Raw genomic sequence first — 20,869 nt, forward strand, 5'->3', positions numbered from 1 at the left:
ACGCCACGTATGAACCGATTCTCTCTTAAACTCTGTGGTGTATTGTTTTCTCCGCTTCATGGCAACCTCTTGTAGTCGTTTGTTGCCTATTGTCGAGTATATAATGCGTTAGGAACTTCAAGCATACACAAAAAAGACTAGGGAGGAAATGACAATCCCTTGTCCCGAAATATTTCGGATAGCATTCCAGATCCAATAGAAACTGGTAAGAGTCACAAAACTGGAGAAAAGAAGAGTTGCCGCGAGTGTTTGTTTCCAATTGGAAGTGATCGAAAGTTGTTTGGTGAAGTAAAGAAGTAGAAAGATACAAAGAAACCCTGCGGAGGCAAATCCGAAGGGTTCGAGTGCCAGTGCGAAAAAAAATGCTACTGGTATGAGTAATAAAAATGGGTATTTAATTTCCGGAATTTTTGAGTGTTTTCTCATATTCCATTCTTCTTGAATATTCCTCTGCCAACTCCTTGCTGCCTAAGGTTTGGATTCTAAGTTCCATTAATTTTTTTTCGCGTTCTGATTCTGAAAGATTAGGATAGGTTTTTAGTAAGTTTTTTTCTTCCGTTTGCAGTTTGGAGATTTTTTCCTCTTCTTCTTTCATTTCTTTCAAAACCTTTTCCATCCGATCGTTTCCGTCTTTACCAAAATAACGAATTCGAACTTCTTTTTCTTTTGCCTCTCTCTCGGAACCAGATAACTTAGAGAGTTCGTTTTGTCTAAGGTCCATTTCTGTTTCAAACTTATCAAACTTAGGTTCTCTTGCGGTCACTGCATTGTAAAAGGAACCAAAGGATTTTTTACGGTAGTCTTCGTATAAACGAATTCTTTCATCGGCTTTTAAGTTTTTGGTTTCATCGAGGAAATTTTTTCGGTTAAAACTAAAATCAGCGGTAGCTTCTTCTAACCCAAAGATAAGTTCCGCATCTTCTTTCGGAAAATATTTCCTTCTGAGTTGTTTGATTTGTTCGTATCGTTCTTGGTTGGTGTAGGATTTACTCGATGGATCTAATTGAACCATAGCTTCTTCATATTTTAAATAATTGGATAACATGCCAATCAATCGTTTGGCGTCCTCTCCGCTATATTCGTTTTGGAGGAAGGCTTTGATGTATTCATGACATTGTTCCCTGGTGCTTCCTTCGGGACATTGTCTACGTAAGTTCCACAGTTCTGAAACAAAATTTAACTCACCCGATTTGGCACGGGTAAGGATTTCCTCAAAACGTAAAAACTGTCCATCAGCAGTGAAGATGGTTTTTGCTGATTCTAAATAGAATGGATCCACAGAGAATCCATCACTTTGTGTGCGAAAGTAAGACTCTGCTTTGTCGTTTGGATTTTCGTCGTTTGTGGTTTCCATTGGGTTCGGACTAAAGATGCGAAAGGCAATGTATAAAAGGAGTAAGGCTCCTATGCCGTAACTAAGGTAACGTAAATTTTTAACATTCATGGGAGATGGTATCGTAGTAAAGGACGGATTGAAACTTCTGCAAACAAAAAAACCCAAGCACTCGCTTGGGTTTTTCGAAAAAACTTCGGAATTGAATTACTGATTTGCCTTCATGTTGGAAGCAATATTCAAATAGTAACCTTCAACATCATACCAAAAACTCCCAGAACGAAGAGTGTTGGATGCTTGTAAGTGGTCTACACCTGTAGTGAAGATTCCATAAGAAGGTCCCCCTTTCCAAGTTCCCCATTTTTGTGAAGAAAGTGGAACGAGCCCATCATTCGTGAAACCTTGTCCTTGGAAAAGTCCACCAGCACCACAAGCTGGGTGAAGGATTCCCATTAGTGGGTGTTGGATAAGGTCTGGAATTGTGATAGATGATCCGTAAGAGAAATACTTTACACCTGATTTGTTTGGAGTATAGGCATTAAAAGAGGTAAGTCCCTCTTTACTTAAAGATGACAATGCAGCCAGAGCGTTTTGTTGGTTGGTTCCCCCATAAACAATTTTCACAAGAGTTTCAACGATACTAGCCACAAATGGTTGGATCCAACTTGGAAGAACAGTTTTGATAATGTCTGCAATCGGTGAACCGTAGTGTGGTGTATTCAATGTGGTGAGGGATGCCGTGCGTCCAGAAAGTCCTAGGTTCGATACCATATAACGGCTATCAAGTCCACCTTGGGAGTGGCCGAGGATATGAAATTTTCCAGTGTAATTTGTAGCAGCAGAGTAAGTAAGGATGGCAGCTTTTAATTCCTGAGCCCGCACTTCATTGGAGTTGGCAGCAGTTTTTCCTGGAGCAAATACGGTAGCTCCTTGACTTCTGAGGTAATCGTCAGTTCCACCCCAATAGTTTACGATGCTGATGATACCGCCAGAGTTTTCGCCCCAACCGAAAAGGCCATGGGATAGGATGATGGGGTAGGTACCCGCAAGTGGTTTGGAAGAAGAACCGGAACTAGCGAGAACGGGAGTTGCTAAAGCGACGGTTATAAAAATGGCTAAAAGACCTTTCTTTATCATAAATTTTTCACCTTTGAATTTTCTGAGATAAAATTGTGTCAATTTGCCTTACATAAGGCAAGGATAATTTCGCTACAGATTTGAAAAAAATGGGATTTTTTGTAATAATTGAACGTGTTCAAAAATTACTTGTGGTTCGATTGTTTCTCATTTCCATTTGATGGGAAGTAATCTTCAGTTTTATGCCAAACACGGTCCCAAAAAAAATATCCAACCAAACATTGAGTAAACGAGAAGTGACAAAGGAGAGGATTTATAATTCTGCAATTACCTTGTTTCGGAAAGAAGGTTATGAACTCGCTACCATGCGTCGAATTGCAAAAGAGGCTCGAGTTTCTTTAGGCCTTACTTACTATCATTTCAAAACAAAAGAAGAGATAGTTCTTCATTTTTACAGAGAGTCCCAAATAGAAGTCAAACTACTTGCCTCACAGTTTTCTAAAACTACAAGAGATTTTAAGGCCAGACTCAAATTCATTATCTTAACCCAATTAGAAAGTTTTTCAGAATATAAAATTTTTTTGCAAGTATTAGCAAGGCATGCAGGGGATCCAAGCCATCCCCTCTCACCATTCAGTCCAGAGACAACTCTCATTCGAGAAGAAGCTGTGGCTATGATTCGTGAGGCATTAGAAACATCGAATTTGAAAATTCGAGAAGACCTTGCTATGATTTTACCAGAGTTATTATGGATGGAACAAATGGGGCTTGTTTACTTTTGGTTGTCTGATTCCTCAAAGTCTTATATTAGTACGAAACTTTTAATGAATGATTCCTTAGAATTGACATTCAAACTCATCAAACTTTCCAATTTTCCTTTGTTTAAAAATGTGATGGGTCCCATCTTTCGTATGTTTCGATTGGTGAAAGGAAACCCAATTACGAAAAAACGCTAAAACTATACTTGCCAAAGGATAGCAAGTTTGGTAATTTCTGTCGCATGAAAATTACCCGAAAGAATTGGATTCACTTTGGATTATTCATCAGCTTTTTCTTTCAAGTTTGGATTCTTCCCCTTGCAGCAAGAGATGTGCGAATACTCACAAATCCACTGACTGATGAAGTGGGAATCCTACCCTCTTGGGAAAGGAACCAAATCATAGAGATTCTTTCGGCGATTGAAACAAAAACATCCGCACAAGTATATGTTTATGTCATCCCGAGTTTGGAAGGGGAAAATCTAGAAACCTATTCTTTGGCTGTTGCCGAAAATTCGAAGTTAGGACAAAAGGGAAAAGACAATGGAGTATTAGTTTTATTGTCTACGGGGGATCGTAAGGTTCGTATCGAAGTTGGATATGGACTAGAAGAAACATTAACAGATACTTTGTGCAATCGAATCATTCGTAATGTGATGATTCCTGAATTTAAAAAAGGAGAAATACCTCTAGGTTTGGTTTCGGGGATTCATGCAATTGAATCCATTTTGTATGGAGCGTCCGAATCCAACCCTGCTTTAAATACGGATTATCCTGATGGAATTGGTGTTGGATTGTCGAGTGACAACACACCCAAAAACATTGGATTTGCAGTTGGAATTTTGGTCCTAGCTCTCATCGTTCACTATGTACTAAAAGATAACAAAATATACAAAGAGAGAAAATGGATGGGAGTTTTGTATGGTTTATTTGTCCTTTCCATCATTTGGTATTTTTTTCCCGATGCTGTGTTTTATTTATTCTGCTTTGGGGTTTTTGCGGGTAATTTGTATTTACTCTACGGGCTTTGGTCTCCACTATCTTATCTTTTTTCCTTTCTTTCCATTTTGTTTTGGATTCCGTTTATCAATTATACATTCAAAGCGGACTTAAATGTTTTGTTTTGGGTATTTGGAATTATCAGTTTGATTTTATATTCCTTAAAAATTGCCTTGGATGAATCTTTCATTAAATTTTTCAATGCAATTGCCAAAAAAATAGGTTCAACTCCCAAGGGTTTGTTTTTACATATATTTTCTTTTTTGACATTAGGTTTTACGATTCTTTCCCTTTGGAATGGAGAAAGATTTTTTTACATCCTCTTTTACCAAGGTTTGATTTTATTTACGATCTATGGTTTAGGAAAAAGTTCTTTTGGTTTTACAACTTTTCATTATTTTTCTGCGTTTTTCCTTTGGCTTTTTCTCGTAGCTGGATTGTATTTTTTTTGGCCGATTGCCAATGATTCAGTTCCTTCCTTTGATTCAGAAACTATGATTCTTTGGCTCCAATGGTTTATTTGTTTGGTGTTTGGTTATCTTTTGGCTGTTTCTATAAAAGTAGAATCTTGGAAATATCGATTTCTCAAGTATGCTTTGATTGCTGCGGTTTGGACTTCAGGTTTTTCCCTACATTATCTTTTGGGATTCTCAGACAAATGGTCGCCAATGACCTTCGTATTCTCCTATGTTTCTCTATTCATTCTGCATTTTCTTTATGTACTTGCCAATGAATCAGGGAGTGGATCTTATTCTTCTTACTCTTCCGGTAGCAGTTCTTCCTCGTCTTCTTATTCCTCTTCGAGTTACAGTAGTTCGTCTAGTTCCCGTTCGTCGGGAGGGGGAGGTGGTAGTTTTGGCGGTGGAGGTAGTTCGGGAAGTTGGTAACCTGAAAATAAGAAAAATAAGAATTTTTTTATTTGATTCTAGAATTGATTTGGATTGAGTCAGAAATCAAAAGCTAAATTTCTATCTTTTCTGTTTATCGAATTCGTTTGCGGTAACGAATGTAAAATCGTTCAAAGGAAGATTTGTCCCAAAAACGAATGGCTTCCTCATTTTGTAAAATAGCGCGCAGTTCCATCGCCGGGATGGATTTTTCCTTACACCAAAGGTCTACATCCAGAAGAAGGGAAGTCATATACCCTTTTTTCTTTTTACCAAGTTTGGTTACGGCAAGATCGATAAATAGGCTTCTTTCTTCTTCTAAATGGGGTTTTTCTTCGATGCGTCCAATGAGTAAAGATACAAGTTCGGATTCATCGAAGAAACCTCTCATATAGACTTTGCCGGTTCCTATCAATTTGAAATAAATGTCTGTGAATTTGGTTGCGGCCCTTGGGCGGATACGAAAGAGACCATCTAACTCAAGTTCGTTTACCTTTCGGTAAAACTGATTTACGAGTTCGATGGTCTGGTTTCTGTCAGATTCGTTTAAGTCTCTTATCACCTAAACCATTCGATTGATGAGATAAGTTTTGAGCTCAAGTATTGGAATTCTTTCTTGTTTCATCGAATCTCTTTCCCTGATGGTAACGGTTCCATCACTCATCGTGTCGTAATCTACTGTGATACAGAAAGGCGTTCCAATTTCGTCATGACGACGGTAACGTTTTCCAATGGCACCACTATCATCATAATCTACATACCAATGGTTACGAAGATCGGTATAAATTTCTTTGGCCTTGGTATCGAGTCCGTCTTTTTTCATGAGTGGAAAGATCGCCACCTTCATTGGGCTCACTCGTTTTCCAAAACGAAGAACAGTGCGAACTTCATCCTTTTCTAACTTTTCTTCTTCGTAAGCATCACAAAGTACTGCAAGAAAAAGTCGGTTGAGACCGAGAGCCGGTTCTACCACATAAGGAAGGTATTTTTTCTTTTGATCCAAATCATGGTATTTTAAATCTTCGGAAGAAAATGTTTCGTGTTGGGTGAGGTCATAATCCGTCCTTGAGGCAACACCCCAAAGTTCTCCCCAACCAAAAGGATATTTGTATTCAATGTCGCTTGTGGAATCACTATAAAAAGAAAGTTCTTCTTTGGCATGTTCTCTCACGCGAAGGTTTTCTTTTTTTAGTCCGACTACATTTACAAGCCAGTCCATGCAGTAGTTCACCCAATAGGTAAACCATTCTTTTTGAGTCCCTGGTTCACAGAAAAACTCCATCTCCATTTGTTCGAATTCTCGCGTGCGAAAGATAAATTGGCGAGCCATAATTTCGTTTCGAAAAGACTTCCCGATTTGTGCAATCCCAAAGGGAACTTTTTTCCGCGCAATTTGGGTTACGTTCTTAAAATTGATAAAGATCCCTTGGGCGGTTTCCGGGCGAAGGTAAATGTCTGTCGCTCCTTCTTCGGAGGCACCGTGGGATGTTTTGAACATCAAATTGAATTGGCGGGCATCAGTAAAACTTCCCACCGTTCCGCAAGTAGGGCATGCGTAGGCTTTGTCCCGGATGGTATTTGTGAGCTCTTCTAAACTTTTTCCGGTAGCGGCACCTTCTCCTTCTTTATCTTCTAAGAACTTATCCACACGGACTCGTGTTCTACATTTTTTGCAGTCCATCAGGGGATCATTGAAGTTGGAGATATGGCCGGATGCTTCCCAAACGCGAGGGTGGAGGAGGATGGAGGAATCAAGGCCCAAAACATCGTCCCTTCTATGAACAAAGTATTCCCACCAAAGTCTTTTTAGGTTGTTTAATACTTCGATTCCGTTCGGACCATAGTCAAATGTGTTGGAGAGGCCTCCGTAAATTTCGGATCCGGGGAAAACAAAGCCCCTTCTTTTGGAGACTGCTACTATGGGTTTGAGCGACTGCTCTTCTTTCTCTTTCGGCTGTGCCATATCCGCCAAATTTTTTGTTTTCCATGAAAATTCAAAGTATTTTCCTTGAGATAAGACTAAAGAATGGATTCGGCAAACGTAAAAACACTCTCTCCCTGGGCTAAAAAATCCTTAACCTTCTTCCTTTGGATGTCCCCCATGTTTTCCTTGGGACCATTTCTGGCATTTGGTATCCTCTTCGCATTTCCAGGCGAATTCAGGCTACGCCTTCGTGCCTTAGCTGTCATTGCTGTTTATGTTTTCTCTTGGATTGTATTCTATCCTGTGGAACTTCTCCATAGGTCTGGTTTAGAATGGGAAGCAGTGATTAACGAATTTCTTGCCAAAGATTCCCGAAGCCTTCAGTTGAAGTTTGGATTTGTGGTGATTTGTTTTTTACTACTTCTAGTGAACTACATCCATAGCAGAAGTCGTAACCAAAAAAGAGAGACAGTTCGAAAAACAAAACTCCAAAGAGAAAATCTCCATTCCGCAATTCGTACAGAGATGCGAATCCGCGATGCAAAATTTGATACACTTCTACTTGTATTATTTCTTGCACTTCTTCTTAATTTTGGGTTTCAATACTTCTCCGAAAAATTACATCCAAACAAATCTCTTTCGCCACTGGCCCCACTCGTGGATGTTTACCAATTTGTATTTAATTATTCTATCTCCCTTTGTATTTTGCTTTTTAGTTTTAATCGAAATAAAATTCCGTCCATCCTTGCAAAACCTTATTTGCGTTATATGGAAGGAATTCGGATTCGGGAACGATGGAAAGCGGCAGTGGTTTCGCAAAGTCGGTTTCCATTTCGTTTGGAATTGGTAGTAAAAGAAAAGGCAAAATTTAGAGATCGAATCCTGCCTGGGTTTGGACATGTTTATGTTTATGAATATTGGCGCGGGTTTCCGATTTTATTTCTAACTCTACTTTTGTTTTTGTTTTCAGCAGTCTGGGTTTTTTCCTACTTAAGCCCCATATTTGGAATTCAATTTTTAGCAGGGTTTGGATTAAAACCAGGAGTCCCCGATAAAGATTTTTTTATCTCGGCACAAAACGTAGCCTATGCGGGATTTTCTGTTTTGGCTCTGGTTGGAATTTATTTTTATTCATCCTACTTACTCGAAAAATCTTTTAGTTTAGAAAACTTAGGAGTTAAGGAAGACAAAGTTGGTGAGTCAGAACCATTTTTTAAACCGGGTTTGCGCAAAGGATTTCGAAATGTTCTGCCTTTATCCTTACTCTTTCATTTGATCTTGATTTCTCTTGTTTTTCTTATCCCAATCACCCTCCAACGTAATAAAAAGAAAGATCAGTCTTCCCAAAAAAATGAACATTTCCGACCAGAGAAAATGGAATTCTATTTTATCGATCCGAATGTCCCAGACGATACCAAGGGACTGAATGGTGGAATTGTTACTGGAAATGAAACCGAAAACAAAGAGAAAGGGGAAAAAATCTCCAACGAAAAAGTAGCGGACAATGGCCCAGTCAAAGGTTATATCAAAAAGATTCGCGGGAAAAAAGTTCCACCAACTTACTCTAATTATATCTCAGCGAAGATGCGAATTCCCGAAAGTTATATGGATTATTGGGCAAAAGCACCTCATCCTTATTCCTCTGTGGTTGCTTATACCATCACTCAAGAGGGAGATGTGATTGATGTGGAACTTGTGGAAGCCTCCGATTACCCTGACCAAGATTTGCGAACCTTACAACTCGTAGAGAGTTTGGGTCCACTCATGCCACCACCCGGAAGCAAAAATGACATCCGAGTAACTGAGTTATTCTGGAATGGTCCGATTGACCCTGAATTTGTTCCCACACCTTTACAAAAAGAAATGATCAACTTATTTGACGGCCGTTATATGGAAGAGTTATCAGAATGAAAGAAGTTGGTTCTATTGATTATTTGATTGGATCGCTTACGGTTCTTCCTTGGGCCATAGTCATTTGGAAGGCATACAAACCAAAAAAAGGTTGGCAGGAAGTTTTAGGAATTCTTTTGGCATTAGTTTTTGGTTGGTTGTCTACAGACCTTATCCTGAGGCTCCACCCCATCCTTTGGCCTGAAACCGATTTTATGCCAAAGAAAAAAATAAGTCTCCTCTCACAAACAGCCCACCTTGCTTTCATTCAGGCGGGCATCACAGAAGAAACATTCAAAGTATTTTTTATTATGATATTGTCTTTTGTTTTGGGTTATGATAAAAAAACAAAAACCTTCTCACCTAATGTAGTTTTATTTGGATCTTTTGTAGCGATGGGGTTTTCCTTTATCGAAAACACACATTACATTGCTAGGGAACCGGATGAAAAAAAGTTAGATCTGTTTTTTGCTCGAACCATTCATTCCTCTAATATCCATTTACTCATCAATCTTTGTTTCTCTTTGTTTTTACTGAAGAGCAATGCTAAACTGGAATCTACGAACAAAAGGCTCTATATTGGCTTTGGATTTTTGTTAGCAGTATTGCAACATGGGGTTGTTGATTTTCTTTTGATTCCAGGATCGATTATCGGTCTTTGGATTGCGACATCTCTGTTTGTAGGAATTTGGGTTTGGGTTGTGAATGACTGGAGAGAACTCGTGCAGGTAAGTAAAGAAGATTGCAAAGACGAAACAAAGAATCTGGCGATTGCAGCAAAGAGTGAATGAACAATCGATTCCCAGGGAGTATACATGTCGGTATCTACTTTGTAGATAAAAATACCCTAATTCCCGCTTCCGAATACTCTTCCCAATCCATTTGGTAGGTTCTGATTTTTGGAATTTCTGGATGGCTCCAAATTTCTGCCCAAAATTTGGGAACGACTTCTTCGGGAGCTCCCGGTTGGATTTGAAAGTAACGACCGTTCTGCGGACTTACCTGAACCTTTTCCATTCCTGCAAACAATTCTGCGTTTGGTTCCACAGCATAACCTAACAAAAAGTCATACGCACCATTTTCATCTGATGCATAATTAAAATACACACCAAAAAGTGGATCAAATTTCCTTAAAACTTCCATTTGTTTAGGAATTTCTTCTTTATAAAACCGAGAATACACAGCGGGTATTTTCATATCAGCGTCTCCCGGTGCATTGGAAGTTCGGATGCGAAGTCCCATGACCGTGAATTTTTCCGTTTTGACTAATGGTTCCGTCACTTCCGACATATAGAAAAAGTTTCAGTTTTGCAAAAAAAAGCAACCTTTTCTTAGTGAAGTGTTTGACATACCGCACCTCTCTGTACATTTGGTAATTACTCCTGGTGATTATGGAGAGAAGGCCATACCCGTTCCCATTCCGAACACGGAAGTCAAGCTTCTCATCGCCGATGGTACTATTGGGTTCGCTCAATGGGAGAGTAGGACATTGCCGGGTTAGCATTTATAATCCATACGAGAGCGTTCACGAAAGTGAGCGCTTTTTTTATTTGTGGGCGCTCTGTGTGAGCCGGCTAATGTCCGCGACTCGCAGTAGCGGTCGCTGCCTCAAAAATGGAGCAAGGTGTCTTGCTCCATTTTTTCCGGCATGATTGCCGGTTTGATTTTTAGAATCGCCTTTGAACCTAAATAGTAATCAATAACCATTCGTTCGCGAAATGGGTGATGCTTCCGTAAGAAGCTGAAGCCTGCTAGGATTTTTCTGAAAGAAAAATAGGGTGGTGTATACCAAAGGATTGAGCAAGGCGCAGGGCCAGCCCGCGGAGCGGAGAAGCGAGTGGGGGCGGAAGTAGGGCATCGCCATAGAGTCATTATTGTTTCTTAGAGCGTTCACGAAAGTGAGCGCTTTTTTTATCTGTGGGCGCTCTGTGTGTGCCGGCTAATGTCCGCAACTTTTGGCTACGCTTCGCTGCTACGCCCGCCAAAGTCGCCTGCTCGTTCCCTATGGGTCACTGCGCAGCTTTGCCGGTTTAAAATTGATTCTTTTCTATAAATGATAAATCCCATAATCGAACATTCATAAGTATTACTAGATCCATTCGTTCGTGAAATGGGTGAGGCTTCCGTAAGAAGCTGAAGCCTGTGTTAGATTTTTATAAAGAATCTATATCTGAACAAAAATTTGATTTCACTCATTTTCAAGAATGTCTATTGTTGTTTGATTTCCCATTTGTTCCGCGAGTCCAATCAGAATTCCTTCCACACCACGAATGTAACAGAGTCGATAGATATTCTGAAAATTAACGACTTCACCAACAAGTTCAGCACTAAACTTTGTTAGTCGAGATAACAATTCGTCAAGGTTATCCACTCGGAACATGATCCGAAGATAACCCAGTGAGTTCACAGGGGCGGTTCTGTGGTCCGCTATTGTCTTGGGGGAGAGAAATCTTGAAAGTTCCAGCCGGGTGTGTCCATCGGGAGTCACCATCATCGCAATCTCCGCTTTTTGGTTGCCGAGTCCCGTAACTCGTCCAGCCCATTCTCCTTCCACCACCATACGACCTTCTAAGGTCAGCCCTATTTCTTCGAAAAACGAAATTGCCGAATCAAGGGATTCAACTACGATACCTATATTGTGCATTTCCAATAATTTACTTTTGGCCATAACCTTTTATCCAAATGAAGCTAATTTTAAGCAAGATGAATCATAAATTCTAAATTACCATTTAACTCAGATCCACCGAAGAACCCACAGTAACTTTGAATAACTGATACACATCCATTCCTTCGGGAAGAACCAAATGGCCATCAATGGCAAGAGAGGCAATTCCATGAACAATTGCCCAAGCGCCAAGGGCCTTGGCATGAGCTAACTCTTTACTAACGCGTTCACCGGCAAAGGCAACATAGAGTAGGCGGAAGGGGCGCTCGGAACTCATCCGTATTTCTTTGTTAGCTGCTTCTTGTGTTGATTTTTTATCTAAATCGATTTGGTTTAACATCAGGCGGTAAAGATTTGGATGTTTCATTGCAAAACGAATGTATTCTACACCGTAATGATAAGCGAGGGAACGTCCGCGAGCTTTTTGATTTTCCTTCTGTGCTACCACCATATTGTCTGCTAACTCATCATAACCAGAAGCTGCCACAGCTTGGAGTAGTTCTTGTTTTCCTTTGAAATGTGCATAGGGTGCCATGTGGGTCACGCCAATGGCCGAGGCAATGGAGCGAAGAGAAAGTGCTTCTGTTCCTTGGTTTTGTAATAGCGTGCGTGCGGCCGCTATGAGGGCGGGGCGAAGATCCCCATGATGGTAGGGACTGGTCTCTTTGTCCTGACTTTGTTTCTTCTTGGCCATTACAACCTATAAGAACTGCTTGGCAAACCGGTAAAGTCTTTTCGAAAGAGATTCTAGAAGATCCGAATCTAAACCCACTGAACTGGTAAAAAAATCTATTTTTTGAAAGATAGTTGGAAAAGTGATTGCAATCTTTACATTGTAAAGATTGGCTGGGTTGCAAGGGGTTGGACCCTGGGGAGAACAGAATGTCTCATTATGACACAGTTGTCATTGGCGCCGGTAACGCTGGTTTAATGGCGGCCACTCGATTACAACGCGAAGGTTCAAAAACTTTGTTATTGGAACGGCATAATGTTCCTGGCGGATGTGCTACCTCCTTTGTCCGTGGAGATTTTGAATTTGAAGTGGCTCTCCACCAGCTGAGTGGTGTGGGAACAGAATCGAGTCCTTTTATCATGCGTCGCGTTTTTGAAGAACTTGGCGTTCTAAATAAGATCGAACTCGTTCAAGAAGAAGAACTATATCGTATCATTATGCCTGGGAAATTAGATGTCACCTTGCCTGCGGACTGGAACGAACTACAACACCACCTGAAAAATCTTTTCGCAGAGGAAGAGGATTCAATCAATCGATTTTTTATCTTAAGCGAAGCCGTGGTTAATGAGTATTATTTTGTTTTACCTCGAATTCGGCTAACAAACGATGAAGAAAAACTCCGAACCAAGTGTCCAAATTTTGCAGCCTATGGTCTTCGCCCTACGATCGAAGTTTTAAATGAATTTTTCTCAAATGAAGATTTAATTAATGTAATAACACCATATTGGAGTTATGTGGGAATCCCTACAACAGATTTGGTTTTCGCTGAATTTATCGGGATGCTCTATTTTTACTGCATTTATAAACCTTGGCATATCAAAGGCGGATCTCAAATGCTTTCAAGTGCTCTTCTTTCTTCCTTTGAGGAGGCAGGAGGAGAGGTGCGGTTTCACTGTGCTGCAGAAAAAATATTCACAGAAAACGGTGCTGTCCGTGCCGTTCTTTTGGAATCAGGAGAAACTGTAACCTGTGATGCTGTTGTATCCAATGTTAGTCCTCTCATCACCTATCATGAAATGCTTGATTTGGAAACTCCCCCTTCTTCTGTACTCCAAGATTTTAAATCCCGAAGGATGGGTGTCTCTGCTGTATGTCTTTATCTTGGATTAGATTGTTCTCCTGAAGAACTTGGGTTTACAACCGCTTCCGCCTTTGTCATGACAACTTCCAATGCAGAAGTCACAGAAGATCGAATGTATACTTTGGATGCTCCCGATTGGGGTATGGTCACTTGTTATAATTTTATTGATGAGGAACTAGCACCAAAAGGAAAAGCTGTGGTCACTCTTGTCGCCTTACAATATGGGGAAGCGTGGAAGGATATTCCGCCAGAATCGTATATTCCAACAAAATATGAGTTTGGTGATAAACTCATTACACTCGTCGAACAAGCCTATCCGAAGATTAGAGAACATATAGAAAAAGCAGAAGTGGCTACACCTATGACGATGATGCGTTATTTGAATACACCAGGTGGAGCCATTTATGGATTCAAACAGACGTTACAAGATGGCTCACTAATGCGTGAATCTCTTGATGCCATTGAGGGACTTTACTCCGCAAGTAGTTGGACGAGTATGGGTGGATTCCAACCTACCTATTTGAATGGTTATAATACAGCACGGAAAATCATCAAACGAATGAAAGCCCAGCGCAAAGTCGCAAAAACCACTCACTAAAATCACAAACAATGAGTTTTGTTAGAATTACGATCACCCATAAGGAAGGAAGATAAAAACATGTCAGGTAATCATCTAGAAGTAGAATCAAACGTTTTCAATTCCGTTGTAGGATTTCGGGAAGCAGTGACTAAAAAAGAAGAAATGGAAAGTAATGGTACCAACTTTCAGGAACAGAAAGGAAATGTCCGCCGAGCCATTGATAGTCTCCACCCTAAAAGGCTTCGTCTACGAATAAAAAATATTCGAACTGATACAACTTCGACCAAAACTTTAGAGATGGTTTCAGTGGATGGAAGGAACTTACCTCCGTTTCAAGCAGGCCAGTACATCAATTTATTTGTATCCCTTTCTGGAATTTCTACGGCAAGACCTTATTCTATTTCCTCTTCACCAACAAATTTACATTCCTATGAATTGACCATCAAACGAGCCGAAGGTGGGTTTGTAAGTCCTTATTTACTTGATGATGTAGAAATTGGGCAAGAGTTTGAAAGCACAGGGCCTATGGGTTCGTTTCATCATAATCCTCTATTTCATGGTCAGGATTTGGTATTTCTTGCGGGAGGTTCCGGCATTGCTCCCGCTATGAGCATGTTAAAAGCGATTTTGTCCTCATCCGAACTGTTTCGGTTTCATATCATCTATTCGAATAGTTTTGAAGATGATGTTATCTTTATTGAGGAACTACGAAAACTTGCGGCGATTCACAAGAATTTCTTTTTGACTGAGTTTTTATCACGTGAGTCCGGTCCAAATTTTAAGGGATATCGTGGAAGGCTTACTCTATCCGTATTACAAGAGTTAATTCCTGAAGCGGCATCTAAGATGTACTATGTTTGTGGCCCTACGCCCTTTAATGAAAATTGTTCGGCACTACTTTCTGATCTTGGTGTCAAATCGGGTCGTATTCTTATTGAAAGTAATGGACCACCTAAAATGCCTGAGCGAATGCCTGCTTGGCCGAAGACCGTTCGCCCTGAGGATGTGGTCACCATCAAACTGGGAAACAATGCCTTTCCAGCGTTAGCGGGAGAACCACTTCTAAATAGTTTAGAACGGAATGGTTTTTTTACTGAGAATGCCTGCCGTTCGGGAGAGTGTAGCCTTTGTCGTGTGAAATTAAAATCAGGAGAAGTATTTAGTCCCCCGGAGGCCAAAATTCGCAAGTCCGATCGTAAGTTTGGTTGGATTCATTCCTGCGTTGCCTTTCCTACAACTGATTTGGAAATACAGTTATAAAAAAAACTTTATTAATCAAATAATCCCACAACTTTTGACCGAAACCAATAAAGTTTAAGAAATCATTTATGTATCGTTATTTTTCAGTTCTTTTGTTTTTTCTTTTCTTTAGTTCCTTGTATTCGGAGGAATCGAACAATAACTCCCAAGAACCAAGTGCGGAAAAAAATTCCTATAAGTATATTTCCATCAATCCCGGTGTGACCTTAGAAAGTGTATCTTTGTCTATCCAAGGCAGGAATCGGGATGCACATATGGTCCAGGATGATCCCGGTCGTGTTTCTTGGTTATTAGACGTTAAGTCTCCAGAAATCCAATTTACGAAATATTTTGGAATGAATTTACTTTTACATAATTCGAGTTTTTACTTGAATCGACAATCCATACCAAAAATATTTTCAAAAAATCCTTCTCCCGAAGTTTCTTCTTCAGAGTCCGATTCTGGGTCTTCAGGTTCCAATAATAATTCCTTCAAACCAAACCGTACTAAGGTAACGGAAGATGTCGATACGAGTGTTGAAGGAACCTATTCTATGTTAGTTCCTATTTTTTATTTAGGAAATCCTGATACGTTTCGTTTTGGATTAGGATTTGGTCCGGCACATGTTAAGTTAAGAGGGAATGTCGATTTTAAAGATGCGGCCGCCAACTTATTAATTGCTTATTCTGGTTCCGGTCGCGATGTTTTTTTGAATAATCTGAGAGGATACCAGTTTGTTTCAGGAAACATCAATCCAGATACGGATACAACTCTAACATATCTAATTACAAATTTATCCACTGGGAATAATTTAGAATTAGTCGGATATTATTTAGCAAGTCAAGGATTACTTCGTCCAGATTTGACAGCGGCCACAGCGTACCTCAGCGGGAGGTTTAACGCAGTGGAATCCCTTGCCGTTAGTAGTCTGATGAGAAATCAGGTAAGTGTCAATTCTGTAGCAAAGTTTGCATTTATGATGTATTTAGAGTCACCACCATTTCTCGGTATGAGAGGGCGTATATCCTTTGGTGGCCCTATCGTCAAAGAAAATGGATATACTTACGAATTAAGAACCTTCCATTTTGCCCTTTATATGCCCTTAGAGTTTTAAGTTTTGATTTATATTCGATAAATTTTCCTTGAGCCAACCGTCTCTCATTTGTTATTGGATGATAGAGGTAATTCAAATAATGAAACGTAGTCTCGTTTTTTTTATGATCATCATCTCCATGTTTACTGGTTCTGCGTATGCACAAGGTAAAGTGGAAGGGAACGCATTACGATTGAAGGGTGCCTTATTCTTTGGTAGCCTTCGCACCGACCTGGAAAAGAGAAACTTTTACGGCGATATTGTTGGATTGGAATACAATCAAGATTGGCAGAACAATCGAGGAATGACTCTTATCAATGATTTGGGGTTTGATTATTTCCATTCCTTAAATGCAGGCATTTTGAGTAATGTATTTTTAGGTTTACATTTAAATCGATTCACTCGCGGTTATGAATGGAATTCTTATTATGCTTCGGGTATTGGTATCAAAGAGGGAGATTATCGGTTACTCTATTCCGATATCAACTTGGGATTTACTCTTTCACCTAGTTCCAACTTTAGAATCCTACCCAAATATGTGATTAGAAGTATGAGCCAATCCTTCGAAGGAAATTATTTAGGTATTGGTGGCCCATCTTATTTAGGGCAAGACACAAAAACTACATCTGGTACATCTGGGCTCGTAGGTGTTGGCTTTGAATTTGATCTGAACGATCGAGCAACTCTCTTTGCAGACTTCCTGCTCTTTGGACCTTTCCTCTTGAATTCTTCAGGAACTTACAACTCCGAACAGTTCAGAGTTTATAATAATGGTTTAGGATTTAATTATGCTAACGGTGGTTATACGTTCTATTCTGAAAAAATAAGTGTCGGTGGAAGCATAGTTGTATTGCCTAAACTTCGACTTTTTGTGAGTTTTGAAAGAGAAAATATGACTGCAAAATCAAAGAGTCCTGTCGCACTCAGCTTTGCTGGTGACAACTTAGATAGAGTTGGAACTTTGATGGAGTTTGTTTCCGCTACCGCTGCACATGATATCACCCTGTCAGGTGTCAAATTCGGTGTTACTTACGATTTAAATTTGTAACTTTTCTTTTAAAATTACTTGCAAATCCAGTCCACTTGGAAGTAATGGTAATTACTCCTGGTGATTATGGAGAGAAGGCCATACCCGTTCCCATTCCGAACACGGAAGTCAAGCTTCTCATCGCCGATGGTACTATTGGGTTCGCTCAATGGGAGAGTAGGACATTGCCGGGTTAGCATTTATAACTCAATAAAAAAAGGCCAGCCGAAAGGTTGGCTTTTTTTATGTACAAAATAAAAATCCCCATTGAACGAACCCAATAGTACCGCTAGTAACCAGTCGTTCGCGAAATGACAGACTTGCGACCCATAGGGAGCAAGGCTCGGACATTCGCCCGCGGAGCGGAGAAGCGAGTGGGGGCGGAAGTAGGACATCGCCATAGAGTCATTATTGTTTCTGAAAGCGTTTACCTGAGTGAGCGCTTTTTTTATTTGTGGGCGCTCTGTGTGTGCCGGCTAATGTCCGCGACTCGCAGTAGCGGTCGCTGCCTCAAAAATGGAGCAAGGTGTCTTGCTCCATTTTTTCCGGCATGATTGCCGGTTTGATTTTTTCTTATAATCTAGAATCGCCTTTGAACCCAAATAGTAATCAATAACCATTCGTTCGCGAAATGGGTGAGGCTTCCGTAAGAAGCTGAAGCCTGCTAGGATTTTTCTGAAAGAAAAATAGGGTGGTGTATACCAAAGGATTGAGCAAGGCGCAGGGCCAGCCCGCGGAGCGGAGAAGCGAGTGGGGGTGGGAAGTAGGACGTTGCCATAGAGTCATTATTGTTTCTGAAAGCGTTTACCTGAGTGAGCGCTTTTTTTATTTGTGGGCGCTCTGTGTGTGCCGGCTAATGTCCGCGACTTTTGGCTACGCTTCGCTGCTACGCCCGCCAAAGTCGCCTGCTCGTTCCCTATGGGTCACTGCGCAGCTTTGCCGGTTTGAATTTAACTTTTTAATCTTAATCTCCTTCCTCTAAATACACCGCCAGGAACTAATCGTTCGCGAAATGGGGAAGCCTCTGTAAGAAGCCGATACCTGTGTTAGATTTTTGATAAAAATAATATTGGGTTGGAGATGGTGATCGTTTGCTTTTTTTTCCAGTCTAAGGATTGGTATGGGAAATAGAATCAGAACCAATCAGAGGAAGATTCGTATATTTACGATGGCAGTCCTTGGTTCTATGTTAGTGGTTACTATTTGCACCGCGGGATTGATTTCCTGTCCCAAAACTTTTTCTAGTCATCAGAATTTAAGCTCAGATGCATTGGAATCTTTACCTTGCCATGCCGGTGATGCTCCTGATGAAACGGATTGTCGTTGTTCTGAAATCGGGTTAGGGAATGATTCCTACAATTTGACAATCATATTGGGTGTGGTGCCATTAAAAAGTGATTTGTTATTTTACCTTTCTTACCGTCCTCTACATTCCTTTATCGACTTTGTAATAGATCGCAAACTTTCTTCTGTAACCGACACAACCGAATATTTTTCCGATTCTGTACGCCTTCTCATTTAAACTCCTCTTCGTTTTCACTTACGAATAGGAGTTTTTATGTTTTTAGAAAAACAGTGTTTTAGTAATCAATTATATAAAAGTATATTAATAATAATCATATTCTTTTTTACACAAAGCGTGATTGCGATTGAAAAATCGGAATCCATGGAATCAAAAATACAAATCTTACTCGGTTCTCACCCAGAGTTACTTGTAAAATATTTGGAGTCGAGGGAGAAACACCATCGGTCGGAACATGCCGATGTTTATCCAGATCCCAAATTTGGATTTGCTTATCGGTCCTATCCCTATCGTGGGGATGTGACCCGTGATCGAAGTCGTCCTGATACGCCAGGAATGACAGGAAATGAATATTCGATTGCTCAAGAAATCCCATTCCCAGGGAAACTCAATTTAGAGAAACAGATTGTCCAAAAAGATTCTGAGTTAGATCGATTGAATGCCGAGTGGATCAAAAATCAATTCATTCGAAATTACTTTGAAACCATCCTTATCAAAACCGCACTTACGAGAGAAATCAGAGATCTTGAGTCCTTAGAAAAAAGTATTGTTACTGGCAGCCACTTAGAATCGAGCCAGTATTCTGCTGGTAAAAGTAATATCACGGGAACACTTCGAGCTATAAACCTCAAGGAAAAGATAAAAGATCGTTTGGTGGTACGAAATACGCAGCTCTCGGAGTTACATGCAAAAACTTCTTACTTCTCTTTAGATAATTCTTCTTTTTGTATGGAAAGGCACATCGGTAACACTTTAGATCACTCACATGGGTTACACTTTTACTAGTCAATTCTATACAATAGCCTCTGGTATTTCAACACTTTACTCGTATACAAATCCAAAATTCCAAGAATTGCATCCGCAAAGTAAAGACGACAATGCCGATCAGATATCTCTTCAAAGCCAACTACCTCTCCAATGAAAGGATTCCCAAAGAACACTCGATGGGGCCCGTACTGCGCAAAACCACTTTCATGGACTTTATCGGTAACAATATGTGTGGGATAAGCTACCTCTAGAATCTTTTTTGGGAATGTCCTTTTCGAAGATTTATAAACTTTTGCAGGTGTCAGAAAACCCAAAGCTTCATGTGGTCTTACCTTATTAAATTCTTCACGGAATGAATCAAAGGCGGTCTGTTGTGCATCCAAACTAGATCTTGGAGGTAATGCAGTTTCTTCTTTGAGTGTTCTGTGCATTCTCTCATGACGACCGTTCTGAGATGGTTTCCCTGGTTCAATGCGTTCCGGTCGGATCCCTAATTTCAACCACCATATAGAGACTAGTTAAGCCGCCAATGGCCTTACTTGCAAAAGGTGATCCATTATCTGATTTGATTGCCTGTGGTAGTCCATATTCTTTAAAAACCCTTTCAAATACCGCTTTTGTTTGCTCTGCATTCGTTTTATTCAGGATTTCACATGCTAGAAGGTAGCGACTATATGCATCTGTAATTGTTAGTGGATCGCAGCGATTGCCATTTCCTACTGTAAAATGGCCTTTAAAATCAACACACCATACGCCACGTATGGGAGCGACTACATTGGAAAAAGGAAATAGAGACTGTGGAACTCTTGGTCTTTTTTCTTAGGTTTGACTAGGCCTTTTTTGCGAAGAATGTTTCCAATTGTAGTTTCACTTGGAATCTGTTTCATGCGATGAAACTTTGCTTGAGTATGGGACGGAGTTTTTTGGGACCCCAAGATGGATGGTCTTCACGTAAAGATACAATTAGGTGAACGATTTTCTCAGGAGTTTCATTGGACTGAGTGATTCTTTTTCTAGATTTATCTTTGAGTCCGTCGATACCTTCCGACTCATAATTCTTTAGATATTTATAGCCAGTCTTTCTCGATATATTAAAGTCTCGGCAAAGATCGGCAAAACACCACTGACCACTTTTAACAGCTGCTATGAACTTGATTCTTTCTTCTATCACTTTGGTTTCCTTCCAAGGCATCGGATTGTCCTCCGATACACAATGTAGGTGTTACCCATGTGAGTTGTCTCTTTTGTTACCTATCTGACCTCCTCATACCTATCCACCTACTTGGTTTATA

Annotated in this window: 18 protein-coding genes, 2 rRNA genes and 1 pseudogene; 12 read left to right on the forward strand and 9 right to left on the reverse strand. The window is 40.2% G+C overall.

Features of this window, described 5'->3' with window-relative positions; translation table 11 throughout:
- Positions 1–117: 117 nt before the first annotated feature.
- From LEP1GSC199_RS03795 to LEP1GSC199_RS03805, 3 genes are all read right to left on the reverse strand, one after another.
- The gene (locus LEP1GSC199_RS03795) at positions 118–426 is read right to left on the reverse strand and encodes a hypothetical protein (RefSeq protein ID WP_002977748.1); all 309 of its coding nucleotides are present in this window, start codon (positions 424–426) and stop codon (positions 118–120) included.
- Positions 395–1,444, reverse strand: coding sequence for a lipase secretion chaperone (locus LEP1GSC199_RS03800; protein WP_002977731.1), 1,050 nt, complete (start codon positions 1,442–1,444; stop codon positions 395–397). The genes LEP1GSC199_RS03795 and LEP1GSC199_RS03800 overlap by 32 nt, the downstream gene beginning before the upstream one ends.
- Positions 1,445–1,540: 96 nt before the next feature.
- Positions 1,541–2,467, reverse strand: a complete 927-nt coding sequence (locus LEP1GSC199_RS03805) for an esterase/lipase family protein (protein ID WP_425324553.1) — start codon at positions 2,465–2,467, stop codon at positions 1,541–1,543.
- A gap of 185 nt (positions 2,468–2,652) precedes the next feature.
- On the opposite strand from LEP1GSC199_RS03805, the gene LEP1GSC199_RS03810 reads away from it, so the two are divergent.
- Positions 2,653–3,366, forward strand: coding sequence for a TetR/AcrR family transcriptional regulator (locus tag LEP1GSC199_RS03810; RefSeq protein WP_002977729.1), 714 nt, complete (start codon positions 2,653–2,655; stop codon positions 3,364–3,366).
- Positions 3,367–3,410: 44 nt separating this feature from the next.
- Positions 3,411–5,054, forward strand: a complete 1,644-nt coding sequence (locus LEP1GSC199_RS21415) for a TPM domain-containing protein (RefSeq protein WP_002977746.1) — start codon at positions 3,411–3,413, stop codon at positions 5,052–5,054.
- Between the two features lie 94 nt (positions 5,055–5,148).
- On the opposite strand, the gene LEP1GSC199_RS03820 is transcribed toward LEP1GSC199_RS21415, so the two are convergent.
- Both LEP1GSC199_RS03820 and LEP1GSC199_RS03825 read right to left on the reverse strand, forming a co-directional pair.
- A complete protein-coding gene (locus LEP1GSC199_RS03820; protein WP_002977733.1) occupies positions 5,149–5,616 on the reverse strand; it encodes a hypothetical protein in 468 nt (155 codons plus the stop codon).
- The gene (locus LEP1GSC199_RS03825; protein ID WP_039926002.1) at positions 5,617–7,017 is read right to left on the reverse strand and encodes a glycine--tRNA ligase; all 1,401 of its coding nucleotides are present in this window, start codon (positions 7,015–7,017) and stop codon (positions 5,617–5,619) included. It lies immediately after the preceding gene.
- A gap of 63 nt (positions 7,018–7,080) precedes the next feature.
- On the opposite strand from LEP1GSC199_RS03825, the gene LEP1GSC199_RS03830 reads away from it, so the two are divergent.
- Positions 7,081–8,889: a hypothetical protein gene (locus LEP1GSC199_RS03830; RefSeq protein WP_002977726.1), complete on the forward strand. Its 1,809-nt coding sequence runs from the start codon at positions 7,081–7,083 to the stop codon at positions 8,887–8,889.
- Positions 8,886–9,659 carry a PrsW family glutamic-type intramembrane protease gene (locus LEP1GSC199_RS03835; RefSeq protein ID WP_002977739.1) on the forward strand — a complete coding sequence of 258 codons (774 nt, stop codon included), beginning with the start codon at positions 8,886–8,888 and terminating at the stop codon, positions 9,657–9,659. The genes LEP1GSC199_RS03830 and LEP1GSC199_RS03835 overlap by 4 nt, the downstream gene beginning before the upstream one ends.
- A gap of 34 nt (positions 9,660–9,693) precedes the next feature.
- On the opposite strand, the gene LEP1GSC199_RS03840 is transcribed toward LEP1GSC199_RS03835, so the two are convergent.
- Positions 9,694–10,158: a GyrI-like domain-containing protein gene (locus LEP1GSC199_RS03840; protein WP_002977720.1), complete on the reverse strand. Its 465-nt coding sequence runs from the start codon at positions 10,156–10,158 to the stop codon at positions 9,694–9,696.
- Positions 10,159–10,249: 91 nt separating this feature from the next.
- On the opposite strand from LEP1GSC199_RS03840, the gene rrf (LEP1GSC199_RS03845) reads away from it, so the two are divergent.
- A 5S ribosomal RNA gene (gene rrf, locus LEP1GSC199_RS03845) occupies positions 10,250–10,366 on the forward strand.
- 690 nt (positions 10,367–11,056) lie between these two features.
- Here rrf (LEP1GSC199_RS03845) and LEP1GSC199_RS03850 read toward each other — a convergent pair.
- Complete coding sequence (locus LEP1GSC199_RS03850) at positions 11,057–11,536, reverse strand: VOC family protein (RefSeq protein WP_002977742.1); 480 nt, start codon at positions 11,534–11,536, stop codon at positions 11,057–11,059.
- 61 nt (positions 11,537–11,597) lie between these two features.
- Entirely contained in the window at positions 11,598–12,227 is a 630-nt protein-coding gene (locus LEP1GSC199_RS03855) for a TetR/AcrR family transcriptional regulator (protein ID WP_002977756.1), read from the reverse strand.
- Between the two features lie 188 nt (positions 12,228–12,415).
- On the opposite strand from LEP1GSC199_RS03855, the gene LEP1GSC199_RS03860 reads away from it, so the two are divergent.
- The 7 genes from LEP1GSC199_RS03860 to LEP1GSC199_RS03890 all read left to right on the forward strand — a co-directional run bounded on the left by LEP1GSC199_RS03860 (position 12,416) and on the right by LEP1GSC199_RS03890 (position 19,595).
- Positions 12,416–13,945 carry a phytoene desaturase family protein gene (locus LEP1GSC199_RS03860; RefSeq protein ID WP_002977754.1) on the forward strand — a complete coding sequence of 510 codons (1,530 nt, stop codon included), beginning with the start codon at positions 12,416–12,418 and terminating at the stop codon, positions 13,943–13,945.
- Between the two features lie 60 nt (positions 13,946–14,005).
- Positions 14,006–15,187 (forward strand): FAD-binding oxidoreductase, encoded by a 1,182-nt coding sequence (locus LEP1GSC199_RS03865; protein ID WP_002977758.1) that lies wholly within the window; start codon positions 14,006–14,008, stop codon positions 15,185–15,187.
- Between the two features lie 68 nt (positions 15,188–15,255).
- Positions 15,256–16,281 (forward strand): hypothetical protein, encoded by a 1,026-nt coding sequence (locus LEP1GSC199_RS03870; RefSeq protein ID WP_002977744.1) that lies wholly within the window; start codon positions 15,256–15,258, stop codon positions 16,279–16,281.
- Between the two features lie 79 nt (positions 16,282–16,360).
- Positions 16,361–17,308, forward strand: coding sequence for a hypothetical protein (locus LEP1GSC199_RS03875; RefSeq protein WP_002977750.1), 948 nt, complete (start codon positions 16,361–16,363; stop codon positions 17,306–17,308).
- Positions 17,309–17,364: 56 nt separating this feature from the next.
- Positions 17,365–17,481, forward strand: a 5S ribosomal RNA gene (gene rrf, locus LEP1GSC199_RS03880).
- Between the two features lie 926 nt (positions 17,482–18,407).
- The gene (locus tag LEP1GSC199_RS03885) at positions 18,408–18,809 is read left to right on the forward strand and encodes a hypothetical protein (RefSeq protein WP_002977760.1); all 402 of its coding nucleotides are present in this window, start codon (positions 18,408–18,410) and stop codon (positions 18,807–18,809) included.
- Between the two features lie 144 nt (positions 18,810–18,953).
- Complete coding sequence (locus LEP1GSC199_RS03890) at positions 18,954–19,595, forward strand: hypothetical protein (RefSeq protein ID WP_232420621.1); 642 nt, start codon at positions 18,954–18,956, stop codon at positions 19,593–19,595.
- Here LEP1GSC199_RS03890 and LEP1GSC199_RS22260 read toward each other — a convergent pair.
- Positions 19,592–20,769, reverse strand: a pseudogene (locus LEP1GSC199_RS22260) (integrase core domain-containing protein). The gene LEP1GSC199_RS03890 and the pseudogene LEP1GSC199_RS22260 sit on opposite strands and share 4 nt — an antisense overlap.
- Positions 20,770–20,869: the final 100 nt, after the last annotated feature.

This window comes from Leptospira vanthielii serovar Holland str. Waz Holland = ATCC 700522 (assembly GCF_000332455.1).
GTDB lineage: Bacteria > Spirochaetota > Leptospiria > Leptospirales > Leptospiraceae > Leptospira_A > Leptospira_A vanthielii.

Bases quoted from the DNA above. Each gene is read 5' to 3' on its own strand.
- LEP1GSC199_RS03795 (WP_002977748.1), bottom strand. From the start codon at position 426: ATGAGAAAACACTCAAAAATTCCGGAAATTAAATACCCATTTTTATTA.
- LEP1GSC199_RS03800 (WP_002977731.1), bottom strand. From the start codon at position 1,444: ATGAATGTTAAAAATTTACGTTACCTTAGTTACGGCATAGGAGCCTTA.
- LEP1GSC199_RS03810 (WP_002977729.1), top strand. From the start codon at position 2,653: ATGCCAAACACGGTCCCAAAAAAAATATCCAACCAAACATTGAGTAAA.
- LEP1GSC199_RS21415 (WP_002977746.1), top strand. From the start codon at position 3,411: ATGAAAATTACCCGAAAGAATTGGATTCACTTTGGATTATTCATCAGC.
- LEP1GSC199_RS03825 (WP_039926002.1), bottom strand. From the start codon at position 7,017: ATGGCACAGCCGAAAGAGAAAGAAGAGCAGTCGCTCAAACCCATAGTA.
- LEP1GSC199_RS03830 (WP_002977726.1), top strand. From the start codon at position 7,081: ATGGATTCGGCAAACGTAAAAACACTCTCTCCCTGGGCTAAAAAATCC.
- LEP1GSC199_RS03835 (WP_002977739.1), top strand. From the start codon at position 8,886: ATGAAAGAAGTTGGTTCTATTGATTATTTGATTGGATCGCTTACGGTT.
- LEP1GSC199_RS03840 (WP_002977720.1), bottom strand. From the start codon at position 10,158: ATGTCGGAAGTGACGGAACCATTAGTCAAAACGGAAAAATTCACGGTC.
- LEP1GSC199_RS03850 (WP_002977742.1), bottom strand. From the start codon at position 11,536: ATGGCCAAAAGTAAATTATTGGAAATGCACAATATAGGTATCGTAGTT.
- LEP1GSC199_RS03855 (WP_002977756.1), bottom strand. From the start codon at position 12,227: ATGGCCAAGAAGAAACAAAGTCAGGACAAAGAGACCAGTCCCTACCAT.
- LEP1GSC199_RS03860 (WP_002977754.1), top strand. From the start codon at position 12,416: ATGTCTCATTATGACACAGTTGTCATTGGCGCCGGTAACGCTGGTTTA.
- LEP1GSC199_RS03865 (WP_002977758.1), top strand. From the start codon at position 14,006: ATGTCAGGTAATCATCTAGAAGTAGAATCAAACGTTTTCAATTCCGTT.
- LEP1GSC199_RS03870 (WP_002977744.1), top strand. From the start codon at position 15,256: ATGTATCGTTATTTTTCAGTTCTTTTGTTTTTTCTTTTCTTTAGTTCC.
- LEP1GSC199_RS03875 (WP_002977750.1), top strand. From the start codon at position 16,361: ATGAAACGTAGTCTCGTTTTTTTTATGATCATCATCTCCATGTTTACT.
- LEP1GSC199_RS03885 (WP_002977760.1), top strand. From the start codon at position 18,408: ATGGGAAATAGAATCAGAACCAATCAGAGGAAGATTCGTATATTTACG.
- LEP1GSC199_RS03890 (WP_232420621.1), top strand. From the start codon at position 18,954: ATGGAATCAAAAATACAAATCTTACTCGGTTCTCACCCAGAGTTACTT.